At 43.6% G+C, this 12,215-nt stretch carries 13 protein-coding genes; 8 read left to right on the top strand and 5 right to left on the bottom strand.

All coding sequences use genetic code 11. The features are described from left to right. Positions 1 to 388: 388 nt before the first annotated feature. Together NYE35_RS26235 and mqnE are read right to left on the bottom strand one after the other, a co-directional pair. Positions 389 to 1,450, bottom strand: a complete 1,062-nt coding sequence (locus tag NYE35_RS26235) for an NAD(P)/FAD-dependent oxidoreductase (RefSeq protein ID WP_341122248.1) — start codon at positions 1,448 to 1,450, stop codon at positions 389 to 391. Between the two features lie 51 nt (positions 1,451 to 1,501). After that, on the bottom strand, positions 1,502 to 2,608 hold the full coding sequence (gene mqnE / locus NYE35_RS26230; RefSeq protein ID WP_036685236.1) for an aminofutalosine synthase MqnE: 1,107 nt from the start codon (positions 2,606 to 2,608) through the stop codon (positions 1,502 to 1,504). Positions 2,609 to 3,066: 458 nt separating this feature from the next. Between mqnE and NYE35_RS26225 the strand changes: the two genes are divergently transcribed. Together NYE35_RS26225 and NYE35_RS26220 are read left to right on the top strand one after the other, a co-directional pair. After that, positions 3,067 to 3,426, top strand: coding sequence for a HesB/IscA family protein (locus NYE35_RS26225; protein WP_036685235.1), 360 nt, complete (start codon positions 3,067 to 3,069; stop codon positions 3,424 to 3,426). A 101-nt stretch (positions 3,427 to 3,527) separates the two neighbouring features. Continuing rightward, positions 3,528 to 3,980: a GNAT family N-acetyltransferase gene (locus NYE35_RS26220; RefSeq protein ID WP_036685234.1), complete on the top strand. Its 453-nt coding sequence runs from the start codon at positions 3,528 to 3,530 to the stop codon at positions 3,978 to 3,980. 438 nt (positions 3,981 to 4,418) lie between these two features. Here the strand turns inward: NYE35_RS26220 and NYE35_RS26215 are convergent, their stop codons facing one another. Beyond that, positions 4,419 to 4,628, bottom strand: a complete 210-nt coding sequence (locus NYE35_RS26215) for a hypothetical protein (protein WP_036685233.1) — start codon at positions 4,626 to 4,628, stop codon at positions 4,419 to 4,421. Positions 4,629 to 4,961: 333 nt separating this feature from the next. Here NYE35_RS26215 and NYE35_RS26210 point away from each other — a divergent pair, with 333 nt between their 5' ends. Together NYE35_RS26210 and NYE35_RS26205 are read left to right on the top strand one after the other, a co-directional pair. Further along, on the top strand, positions 4,962 to 5,624 hold the full coding sequence (locus NYE35_RS26210) for a YheC/YheD family protein (protein WP_036685231.1): 663 nt from the start codon (positions 4,962 to 4,964) through the stop codon (positions 5,622 to 5,624). 315 nt (positions 5,625 to 5,939) lie between these two features. Continuing rightward, on the top strand, positions 5,940 to 6,083 hold the full coding sequence (locus NYE35_RS26205; protein ID WP_036685584.1) for a sporulation histidine kinase inhibitor Sda: 144 nt from the start codon (positions 5,940 to 5,942) through the stop codon (positions 6,081 to 6,083). Between the two features lie 132 nt (positions 6,084 to 6,215). On the opposite strand, the gene NYE35_RS26200 is transcribed toward NYE35_RS26205, so the two are convergent. Next, entirely contained in the window at positions 6,216 to 7,190 is a 975-nt protein-coding gene (locus tag NYE35_RS26200; RefSeq protein ID WP_036685581.1) for an NAD(P)/FAD-dependent oxidoreductase, read from the bottom strand. A gap of 331 nt (positions 7,191 to 7,521) precedes the next feature. Between NYE35_RS26200 and NYE35_RS26195 the strand changes: the two genes are divergently transcribed. Together NYE35_RS26195 and NYE35_RS26190 are read left to right on the top strand one after the other, a co-directional pair. Then, the gene (locus tag NYE35_RS26195) at positions 7,522 to 8,715 is read left to right on the top strand and encodes an NAD(P)/FAD-dependent oxidoreductase (protein WP_036685230.1); all 1,194 of its coding nucleotides are present in this window, start codon (positions 7,522 to 7,524) and stop codon (positions 8,713 to 8,715) included. Position 8,716: 1 nt separating this feature from the next. Next, entirely contained in the window at positions 8,717 to 8,995 is a 279-nt protein-coding gene (locus NYE35_RS26190) for a hypothetical protein (RefSeq protein ID WP_036685228.1), read from the top strand. A gap of 65 nt (positions 8,996 to 9,060) precedes the next feature. Here the strand turns inward: NYE35_RS26190 and hemQ are convergent, their stop codons facing one another. Further along, positions 9,061 to 9,819 (bottom strand): hydrogen peroxide-dependent heme synthase, encoded by a 759-nt coding sequence (hemQ, locus tag NYE35_RS26185; RefSeq protein ID WP_036685226.1) that lies wholly within the window; start codon positions 9,817 to 9,819, stop codon positions 9,061 to 9,063. 307 nt (positions 9,820 to 10,126) lie between these two features. On the opposite strand from hemQ, the gene NYE35_RS26180 reads away from it, so the two are divergent. Both NYE35_RS26180 and NYE35_RS26175 read left to right on the top strand, forming a co-directional pair. Then, positions 10,127 to 10,423 carry a YuiB family protein gene (locus NYE35_RS26180; RefSeq protein WP_036685224.1) on the top strand — a complete coding sequence of 99 codons (297 nt, stop codon included), beginning with the start codon at positions 10,127 to 10,129 and terminating at the stop codon, positions 10,421 to 10,423. A gap of 240 nt (positions 10,424 to 10,663) precedes the next feature. After that, positions 10,664 to 12,202, top strand: a complete 1,539-nt coding sequence (locus NYE35_RS26175; protein ID WP_038573182.1) for a DnaD domain protein — start codon at positions 10,664 to 10,666, stop codon at positions 12,200 to 12,202. Positions 12,203 to 12,215 lie beyond the last annotated feature (13 nt).

Here is a 12,215-nt window from a genome sequence, read left to right as displayed (position 1 = left end):
TCCATAATCTAAATTATGGAGTGCTCCCTCTTTTTGGAACCTTACTTGAACAAAATCCACCAATTTGATCGATTAGGCAACATATTGGAGAGTGCAGGTGCTACCGTGAAGGTGCCACCGGACTCAGGCGACCTTATATTGAGTGTTTTCCTACATTTGGATTGCTCTATCGGACCCCATAGTCACTATTCACCTGAAAAACAGCATAAATGAACCTCATTATAAGCAATAACTTCACTGGAATCCGAAACTCTCCTCCAAAGGCTAAAAATTTGCGAATAAGGTCATCTGAGTCCGTAGGGTATACGCACCAATAACATAAGAAAGCTACTCTCGTGTTTATCTGAGAGTAGCGTCGTTGTTGAATACTTATGAACCAATCTTAGGCTTATCCTAAAGTGCGTTTCGACATCCAGAGCACTCCGCTCTTGAGGATGCGGGGAACCCGTCCTTTGACGGAGCGTTGTCCCATAAGTCCGAATCCTGCTTTTTTGCCTAGTGACCCTAAAGTACCCTTCAGGCGAATAGGATGAAGCTTAGGAGTCTCACCGCGCCAGGTGGCTTGAATAACCTGAGCTACCTGCTCACCCTGTGCTCCAGCGGCTTGTGCGCTTGGTGCGAATGGCAGACTGGCACAGTCACCAATCACATATACCTCAGGATAATCCGGTATACGATAATACTCATCCAGCATAATCCGTCCACCGCGGTCCTTCGACACATTCAAATCTTGAACTACTTTTATAGGTTGAATTCCTGCGGTCCATACTGTCACATCTGAAAGGATTTCCTCGGTACCGTTAAAAATCGAATCCTTCTCTACATGAGATACAGAGATTCGTCCCAGCGTTTGCACCTGATGGTGATGAAACCATTCCTCTACGTACTGTGACAGCTTTGCCGGAAAGGCAGACAAAACACGTTCACCGCGATCCAGAATAGCAATGTTAAGGTCTGGACGGCTCTCCCGAAGCTCTGCGGCTAATTCAACACCGCTTAATCCTCCACCTACGATGTTTATCGTTCCGTAAGGCTTCACATCATTTAAACGGCGGTAGGTTTCCCGAGTACCAGCAAAGGTCTGGATGCTGCAGGTATATTGATCAGCACCAGGGATGTTGTGGTAATTATCGGTACAGCCAAGAGCAATGGCTAGGAGATCATAAGATACAATCTCACCGGATTCCATACTGACTATTTTGCTCTCCAAATCAATGGAACTCACTTCACCGTACCGGACAGTAAGCCGGGGGTGAACCGGAAAATGAATGCGCAGGTGATAATCAGTTACGGTACCTGCGGCGAGCGCATAATATTCCGTTTTGATTCCTTGATAAGGCATTCGGTCAATTAAGATAATTTCAACATCATGAGGAAGATGATTATTGAGTAATTCTTGAATTAAGGCTAGGCCGCCGTAGCCACCGCCAAGAACGAGTATTGTTCTCATGCTGACCGAACTTCCTTTCCAATATGGGATAACAAATCTCAGGTAGTCTTCTTATTCGTATACCTTAACCTCATTATAGAAAGTGTCACGTTCGACAGGAATTCGTCCAGCACCTTTCACTAGCCAGATCAATTCGTCGCGAGTCAGACCTTCCGGTGTTAAGGCGCCAGCCGCGTGGCTGATCCGTTCTTTTAGAATTGTGCCATGCACGTCTGATGCACCGAAGTTCAGCGCAACTTGAGTAAGCTGAGGGCCAATGTTAATGAAGTACGCTTTGATGTGATCGAAATTGTCCAACATCAATCTGCTGATCGCAATGGTCTTCAGATCCTCATAAGCAGAGTTGCGGCGCATGATGCCAGCGTTTTTATTCTTAGGCTGCATTGACAATGGAATGAATACCATAAAGCCATTGGTTTCGTCCTGCAAATCACGGATTTGCATCATATGGCGGATACGGTCTTCGTGAGATTCAATGGAGCCGTACAGCATAGTGGTATGGGTCTTCATCCCAAGCTGATGTGCTGTCCGATGGACTTCCAGATATTCTTCCACATTAGCTTTGTCTACACGCATTTTTTTACGATATTGGTCGGATAATATCTCTGCGCCACCACCGGTGAGTGTTTTAAGTCCAGCAGCACGCAATTGTTCCAGTACCTCACGAATACTCAAACCGCTAATACGGGTAAAGAAATCAATCTCAGCGGCAGTGTAGGCTTTTAAGGTAACCTCAGGGAAACGTTCGTTCAAAGCCTTTAAAGAATCCACATAATATTGGAAGGGAACCTTGTCGTTATGGCCACCAACAATGTGGAATTCGCGTACGCCCGGGTGGATATGTTGTTCGACATATTGCACCATTTCCTGACCGGAAAGGGTATAGGCTCCCTCTTCTCCATCATCTTTGCGGAAATTGCAGAATGCACAGTGCGATTCGCAAACATTGGTGAAATATAGACTCATGTTTTCGATAAAATATACCCGGTTGTGATTCTTGGCGATATTGACTTCATTCGCTAGCTGGCCAATGGTAAGTAAATCGTTGCTTTGATATAAATAAACGCCATCTTCCAAATTCAATCTTTCGCCGCTGCGAACCTTATCAATAATGTTCGCCATTCGGGCATCCGTGTGGGGGGTAAAAAGAGTAGACATATTATGATTTCCTCCTGAAAGTTTACGAGCAGATTGCTCGAAGATAAATTCCAGACGTACCCAAGTGGTAGCTGTTCATTCTAAAAAAGAAAGAGGCGAGCTTGCCTCCGTGACAAATTTCCGAATTTTTACTTAGAGTGCCTTCCTTATTATAAACCTACTCTCCTAAGGGTATCAACAGCTTGATATTGATGGTGTTTTTTGCTGTGAAGGGTCATGCCTAAGGCAGTTGTGACTTGAGGGTAACGGAATAGTCGGTTATACTGAATTTATCAAGCATAAACGTCATTGGCATCCTTATAAAGGTGATAAGCGTTTGAGCGAGAAATATAAGACATAAAGAATAGGTGCAACACTTATACTTTCTTATATTTTTAAGAAATAACTTTTGGCCGGAAGGCCTCTTAAACATAAGTTTCCGCTTATGAAGTGAGACGAATTTGTAGGAGGATGAGATCATGATTAATATTAGTGAAAAGGCAGCAGAACAATTAAAGGCGATGCTTGCTGAACAAGAAGTACCGAACATGTTCCTCCGTATTGGAGTAACGCCCGGCGGTTGCAGTGGATTCTCGTACGCTATGGGCTTTGATGATAATGAAACTGATCAGGACGTATATATGGACATTCAAGACATGAAAGTGGTTGTGGAGAAGGAGAACCTTCGTTACCTGGACGGTCTCGAAATCGACTTTGAAGAATCCGGCATGACGGGTGGCTTCACCATCAACAACCCTAATGCTACTGCAACCTGTGGCTGCGGCTCAAGCTTCCGTACAGCTACGGATGCAGGGAAACCTAACGAAGAGCCTTGCTAATAGCAGCTATCACGGCTCCAAGCCCCGTGTTGGATTCTAACAACACAGGCTTGGAGTTTTTTTTATTCTCAATGACAAAAATCATCACAAGGAGTTCGGAAATGGAAATCAGAAAATTAAAAGCTGGTGAACAGCCTCCATTAGAATTACTTCTATTAGCAGATCCTTCGGAGAGCTTAGTTAACGGATATTTACGAAGAGGGTTATGTTGTGTGGCTGAGGTAGATAACAGCATCATCGGAGTCTACGTTGTGCTGCAGACAAGACCGGAGACTGTAGAGATTGTTAATATCGCCGTCGACGAAAATAAACACGGGCAAGGTATAGGAAAACAGCTGCTGAACCATGCGATTCAGAATGCCAAGCTGCTTGGGGCAAAAACCATTGAAATTGGCACAGGAAATTCGAGCGTTGGACAATTGGCACTTTATCAGAAATGCGGATTCAGAATCACCGGAATTGATAGAGACTTTTTTATTAGGCATTACAGCGAAGAGATCTTTGAAAATGGGATTCAAGTCATAGATATGATACGCCTGTCGCTAGATTTATGAGTAAAAGGGGAGTTTCTCAGAAGCCATTTAATGTGCGCTGGGGTAGCTCTTTATTCTTTTACATAGGAAGCAAACCATGTATCGCGAACCTTGTATCGGACACAGATGACCCTAAACGCCGCATTTCCCCATATTTGTGGTGCCAACGGACCGCATTGCCGCTATTGCTATGAAAATCAGTAAATATGAAGCTCTTTTTAAGCAATAGTGTCACTGGAGTCCGAAACCACGCCTAAAAGGTTGAAAATCTGCAAATAACGTCATATGGGTCCGAAATGCTCATGGGTTAAAGACGCTGTTGAAGCAGATAGCTATTGTTTAAAAACACAGAGCAGCGATTCTCCACATAACTGGAGAATCGCTGCTCTGTTGTTTTTTTGCGATGGTCGGACCGTCTGTTCATAGAAATAAGCTGCTTATAGGCAGTCCCTGCGTACATTAGGCTGGAATAATAAACTTGTAATTAATCATAAATACGATGAGCGCTGCAGCTCCAAGGGAGAAGGCGATACAGCCCGTACCCAGTGCTCTGCGTTTGTCTTTAATAAATTTAAAGCCGATGGCGCAGATCAGTATAGTCGTTCCAGCCAATACAATGGACATCCCAAGCATAGCCACCCAATATAAAACCTCAAAAAACTGTGCCATTCTGAGCCCTCCCCGCGCTGTGCTTTTTAGTGATTCTGTTAGTACTCACTATAATAGTAGAAATTGAAAATGTAACCGCTATTAATAATACAACGATTTTGAAGATTATTCTAGTTATAGTGAACTCATCCATTAAGATAATGATGTCGAATTTCTTGAGAACTGAATCTACAAAATCCGCGGTTGTACCCTGTCGCTGTCGACTGATGCTGTGCTAAACACTAAGCCCTTTTTGCTAAGAGCGGCATCTTACACGGACAATCATACAAGAGGGCGAGACCTTCTCTGAGTAATGTATAGGGTAGGCTGGATTGTGAAGGGAGGGAAAGGACGATGGCAGGAAGACAATTGGCCAGTAAGTGGCTGAAGACAGAGGCGTTGCTGACCGATGCTCGGGTTGCACCCTATATCCCAATGACAAGGGGGTACAGGGCAGAAACGCTCCTGGCAATGCTTCGTAAATATGGAAATGTTGTCATTAAACCTATTGTGGGTGGCGGAGGTTACGGTGTAATCAAAGTTTTTCGGGATAGTCGCGGTTATGGATTCACCTATATGGACAGAACTCGAATTTACAAGGATTTTGGATCCATGAGACGTGCGCTTAATACTGTGAAAGCAAGACGCAGATATTTGATTCAACAAGGGATTTCCCTGGCGAGAATCGGCGGGCGGCCTATTGATTATCGGGTCAAAGTAGTTAAAAATGGTGATGTTTGGGAATTTCGCTCCATGGTAGGTAGATTGGCTCGGCCAGGTCTGTTCGTGACCAATCTTTGTAAAGGGGGAACGATGCTATCATGTCGTGAAGGACTTCGTAGATCGTTGCCGCGGATTAAAGCTTCAGCGAAGAAAGCAGAAATGCGGAGACTAACCCATGTATGTATCGGAATTATGGAACGGCATTTTCCGGGAATAGGTGAGCTGGGCTTTGATTATGCTGTAGATTATTCAGGGAAAATATGGATTCTGGAGGTTAATACAAGACCTCAATAAATTAACAATTATTTTAAGAATTGACGATAATAGAGTAGTAAGATAAAATTGCGTTTAGTTGCGTTCTTTTGGGGTAAATAACATTGTAATTTATTTACAATAAAAATATATTTTTAGCTGTATACAAGTGGTTCAATCCTGTGTATAACTATTATCCCCATAGTCCACTGTGTAGCTAGTACCTTTATAACGCTTACACACATTTTATACACAGGATTTCCACATGTACTTGTGGATAACGCGAACGCTTGTTCGAAAAATGATAGTTTGATATGATAGATTCAGATCCAAATAAAGGAAAGGTAGATGAAGTTTATGGTTGAATTGTCGGATGAGATGCTGCTTGACTCTTACCATAGAGCAATAGAGCTGCAACTAGAGCATGATTTCATCGCTCTTCTACTCGTTGAAATTCGCAAACGAAACTTACACTCTCCAGTACATGCGGTTCTTCATTAAAAAGCGCAAAGGATAACTTTGTAGCAGGCTACATATATAAAACCGCGAGGCACAAACAAACATAAAAGGGTATCCTCACAGGCTGTTATCAACAGGCCTGTAAGAATACCCTTTTTTATTGTGTTAATAGATTTAGAGTTTCATATTACTGCTGTGACCCGGTGAAAGCTTGGCTTCTGGATCAATGTACACCTTAGCATTATTCACAGCCGTTGGAGCTTCGCCAAATCCTACAGCAATCAGCTTCAGCTTACCAGGATAAGTTGTGATATCGCCGGCAGCAAATATGCCTGGAATACTTGTTTCCATACGCGAGTCAACAACAATGGAGTTCCCCTCAATCTCAATACCCCATTCGGCAATAGGACCTAGGGAAGAGATGAATCCGAAGTTAACAATAACGCTGTCCACTTCAATTTCTTGAGTTTCTTTGGTCTTGATATTTGACAATGTAACCTTAGTAATGAACTCTTCACCATGCAGCTCTGTAATTTCAGTAGGGGTAACTACGTTAACCTTGGAAGCCATCAGGTTCTCAACGCTATGTTCATGCGCACGGAATTTATCCCGGCGGTGAATCAGGGTTACCTGTTCAGCGATGGGTTCCAGCATGAGTGCCCAGTCAACTGCAGAGTCACCGCCACCGCTGATCAGAACTTTTTTATCTTTAAAGGCATTTAGATCATTTACAAAATAATGGAGGTTTGCTTTTTCAAAACGTCCAGCGTTGGGTAATTCCAAACGACGAGGTTCAAATGCACCTACACCAGCTGTAATGATGATCGCCTTACTGTGGTATTCGGCTACATCGGTTGTAACCACAAAATGACGTTCGTCCCGTTTTTGAACAGAAATCACTTTCTCCTCCAGCCGGATATTGGATTGGAACATATCCATTTGCCGAGACAGGTTGTCGACCAATTCTTGTGCTGTTACTTTTGGAAAACCTGCCACATCATAAATGTATTTTTCTGGATAAAGGGCAGCAAGTTGTCCCCCCAATTGGGGCATACTTTCAATAAGGGTTACTGATGCCTGACGCATTCCGCCGTAAAATGCGGCAAACATGCCAGCTGGCCCGCCACCTATGATTAAAAGGTCGCTCATAGGAACGCTGGATTGCTCTTGGGTCACGGGATATTACACCTCCGAGTTGATATATTCATTTTGCCATACTTGTGTACCTACTTATTATAATCATTGTGACACATACCTGCAAAGAAAGACTTTAGAAGTCAATAAAAGTGTGACGTTTTTTAGTATTTTAATGTTTGATTAATGCTACACTAAGGTTTACAATGGATATGGTCAATTTAGAAATGCTTCAAGTTTGATTGGAATTTCTTCTAAATATAAGTGTATAAATTCACAAAAAGGACCGTACATTGTTTCAATAAAAAATACAAAGACAGATTTACCTCTTGGAAGGAGCCGGAACATGAGTAGTATTCCCAAAATCGTTATCTTAGGCGCGGGCTATGGGGGTATTTTGACCGCACAGCGCTTGCAGAAGGCTTTGAATTATAATGAAGCGGATGTCACGCTTGTAAACCGTCACGAGTACCACTATTTTACTACCCATCTACATATGCCTGCCGCGGGTACGGACAGTATTGAACACACTCGGGTGTCCATTTCGAAACTAATCGATGAATTCAAGATCGACCTCGTGAAGTCATCTGTTCAGGAAATTCGTACTCAGCAGAAAAAGATTATTTTGGAGGATGGTACCCTATCGTACGATTATCTTGTCATTGCTTTAGGTGGAGAGCCTGAAACATTTGGTATTCCTGGACTTGATAAATACGCACTGACAATCCGGAGCATCAATTCCGTTCGTTTAATTCGCGAGCATATTGAATATCAATTCGCTAAGTACAAGAACGAGAACAATGCTCAGGAGCATATTAATTTTGTTGTCGGTGGTGCCGGCTTTAGCGGTATCGAATTTGTAGCTGAATTAGCTGACCGTATCCCTGGACTGTGTAAAGAATATGACGTTGATCCAAGTATGGTTAATATATATAACGTAGAGGCTGCTCCGACAGCACTGCCTGGTTTTGCTCCTGAGCTTGTTGAGTATGCGATGGACTTGCTCACCAAAAAGGGAGTTACCTTCAAGATGGGGGTTGCGATCAAGGAGTGTCTGCCAAACGGGGTGATTCTGGCATCAGGCGAAGAAATCAAAGCCTCCACAATTATTTGGACAGGCGGAATCCGTGGCAATCGTCTTATTGAGGCTGCCGGATTTGAAGCTATGCGTGGGCGCGTGAAGGTAGATGAATATCTACGTGCACCGGGCCAAGAGAATATCTTCATTATTGGTGATGGCTCCCTTATGATTAATCCGGAAGGACGCCCTTACCCGCCAACCGCTCAAATTGCTATGCAGCAGGGTGAATGCTGTGCGCATAATTTGGTGGCAGCAATCCGCAATCAACAGCCGAAGAAATTCGCATTCAGCAATAAAGGAACCGTAGCTTCCCTAGGCAAAGGCCAAGGAATCGCTGTAGTAGGCAGTAAAACTTACAAGGGCTGGACTGCCGCTCAGTTGAAAAAAGTTGTAGATATGCGCTACTTGTTCATTATCGGCGGAATTCCGCTGGTTCTGAAAAAAGGAAGATTCTTATAAGATGCGCCATTGCAGCGTACAGGTACGCGGACTGCTGACTCGGGAAGAATTGGACCGTTATAACGGACTGATAGAGGTTGGATCTTATCTGGAGGATCAGAACCAGTATGATCTGGCTTATATCGTTCAGAAGGAAATTGATCTGCTCATTCTCCCTGGTATCGAACGCCTGAAGGATAAAGGGCGCGCTCGGGATCGGGCCACGGCTGAATATCTGGAAAGTTTACGTGAAGATGATGAGGATAACGAAGATGAGGATTCAGGAACTTCGGTGTCTTAATCTAATAATATGGTAGTAAAAAGGGTGTGTCTCCATACGAACTGGAGACACACCCTTTTTTGTTATTACAGCTTGAGCATTTCTTCAAAAGATTCTTCAGTCAGCAGATTGCCGACATAAAAAGGTCCGAATTCGCCGTAACGAGCACTTACTTCGTCAAAACGCATTTCGTATACCAGCTTTTTGAATTGCAGTGCATCTTCAGCGAACAGAGTCACGCCCCATTCCCAGTCATCAAAACCGACGGAGCCGGTGATAATTTGCTTCACTTTGCCTGCATATGAACGTCCAATTAACCCGTGTGAAGCCATGAGTTCCCGGCGTTTGTCCATATCAAGCATGTACCAGTTATCGGCAAGCTCGCGTTTTTTGTTCATAGGATAGAAACAGATGTGTTTCGCTTGCGGTAAAATAGGCTTTAGCCGTGCGGCAACATGCGGATTCTGCATTGGATCGCTGCCGTCGCTGCCACTGCCACCAGCAGCGTAGTTGCTTAATTCAACAATACTTACATATGAATAAGCTTTGGTTGTATATTGAGCAAAAGCGATTTTGTTAAAGGCGGTCTCAAGTTGGTTCAAAGCTTCTAGGCTTTCGCGCAAAAACATCATTACAAAATCGGCCTTTTGGCCCACTATGGAGTATACTGCGGTGCTGCCTTCTTTAGCTTCCTCAACAGGGCTCCATTCCTGCATAAAAGCATGTAGTTCTTCCAGGGCAACGGCACGTTCTTCATCATCTGCTGCCGTCCAAGCGGTCCAGTTCAGAGAGCGGAAGTCATGCAGTGCATACCAGCCTTCCAGTGTCAAAGCGGCTTCGATCATGATCTCACTCCTTAAAAGTTTTACGAAGCATAAGCCTCGCCCAAAATAACATCGCGTAAAACTCGCAATTGAAGCATAAACTTAGTCTTACGAAGCATCTGCTTCATAGGCTATGTATGATCTGATTAATCTACTTGCATTGTATCGCAATCAAGCCGCCAAGAGCAAACGGAGGCATCCTGTAAGTGTGCGAATTAGTGCGTGAATTTGAATAAAGTTCATTGCTTCGTGACATTTTTTCTAGTAAACTTACTACTAGCTTGTAAAAGATGTGCGCTTCTTTATAGAAAGGGGTGGAGACGGTAAGATGGGATTTATTCCAGTGTTTATCCTAGCCGTTTTATTCTTTGTGATGATGTTTGGTATCGGCTTTATTCTTAACATGTTAATGAAGACAACCTGGTTCCCCGCTTATCTATTCGTACTTATTATTCTACCCGTCGTAATCTATTCTATTTGGGATAGAAACGCGATGTCGCTCTGGGAGCATCTCTCCAGTTTCCACTTTGTTGATTATCTTACAGGTGTCGCTGGTCTTGCAGGTGCTATACTTAGTGGATGGACCATTCAAAAGCTGCGCTTTGGCGGTTACAAGATGTTTTAAAGATTCGAAAGAGCCTATGTTATGATTCAGTCTTATATTTCTGCGAGAAACGGGATACCTTCCTCTTTAGAGGACGGCGAAGCCGTTTCTTCTTGTTTAATAGAGGTAGATATTCGTAAGAAGAAGTTGATTATATTGCGAAAAGAGTCGAAATTGGGATTTTATTTACATTTTCGCTATGTTAATTTGTGATAGAATAGAATCCTGTATGAATTCGTGTAAACAAGGGGGTATCCGTAGATGCGGATGAGTAACTTACATCATTTCACCGAACATCATCGGTACTGCGTTTCCCGCGAATTTGGTCTTAGTGTTATAGATGGACGTATGCTTAGCTCTGTATATCAACCTATGGTGGGAGCCTTTGCAATCAGTTTCTATCGCTTGCTGGTTGAACATGTGCCAGCAGATAGCATTGGCTATTCTGGAGTGGAGCAACAGCGCAGGCTATTTATGACTTTGGGTGTTGAACCCAATGAGAAAGGCCGCAAATATTTAATTGATCAGGCTTCCCGGTTAGAAGCAGTGGGTCTGTTGCAGACCTGTCGAATCTATGTGCCGGAAACAGATGATTATTTATATGAATATGAGCTAATGCCGCCGCTATCGCCAGCCGACTTTTTTGCCACTCAGCATTTAACCTTGCTGTTACGTGATAAGATTGGCAAATTTGCTGTGCTGTCCTTACGGGAACAGTTCTGGAATCGCGAGCCGGAAGAGTGGAGTCGCAGATCTATAGGCAAAGAGAATATTTCCGTGCCTTTTTATGATATTTTTCAACTTAATACACATGTCATTGATTATGAGTTGGAGCAAGCTTTGGCGGAGGTAGCCTCTGTTCGACAGCCCGGCACGCTTGAATCCGGAGAGCAGGCAATCGGATATAGTGACATTATTTTGCGTTTTCCACGGGAGTCTGTGAATCGGGCTCATGTAGAAAAACTGCGCTTTGACCATACTCAAATGGGTGTAATTAACTATGTTGCTCATAAATACGAACTGAGTCCGCAGGATTTATGTCGTTTGCTGGATGAGGATGGAGTGTTCTCACCGGAGGGCGAGGTAATGCTGGATGCGTTGCAATATAAAGCGAGCCAACATTTCAGGCAAGATATGAAACGACAGGAAAAACGTGAAATTGCGGCTGCAAAAGTTGTTTCCATCCGGTCCAGTGCGACCGAAGAGAATGATGATTCTATAGCACCACCAGAGCAATCAGTTGAGATGGAGTATTATGTAGAAGTACCGCCACAATTTTTGTCCAAATGCGACATTCACCAATATAATATGATGCTGCGTAACGAACCTTATACAAGACTGCTACAAACCTTTTTCCCGGGTGCAGTGCCCAGCCATCTGATGGATATGTTCGAGAAAATAGATCTGAACTATAAGCTGAGCGGTGAAGTAATTAATGTACTCATTCATTATTTAATGACTATGGTAGCTTCGGGTGGAGAACAGCGGATGAACCGCAATTTTGTAGAGGCTATCGCCTCCAATATGCTGGTTAAACAAGTGAACACCTATGAGAAGGCTGTAAGATATATTAGAGATCAGTCCAAAGTGAAGGGCAAGGGGACAACGCCTAATACTGCTGGAGGAACACGATCACGTTCTTATGCCAAAAATACAGGCCGATCCAATAAACCGGAAATTCCGATTGTGCTGGATGATGGAAGTGCCGGAACAGTATCGGAAGAGGAATTCGCGGCGATGATGAAGAAAGCGGCAGAAATTAAGGCTAGTAAGAAAAAAGGCGTATCGCAAACGCCTTAATGAAAGAGAGGTG

Origin of the sequence: Paenibacillus sp. FSL L8-0494 (assembly GCF_038003695.1) — a bacterium.
Lineage (GTDB): Bacteria > Bacillota > Bacilli > Paenibacillales > Paenibacillaceae > Paenibacillus_AQ > Paenibacillus_AQ odorifer.
This window is presented reverse-complemented; position numbering and strand designations above follow the sequence as displayed.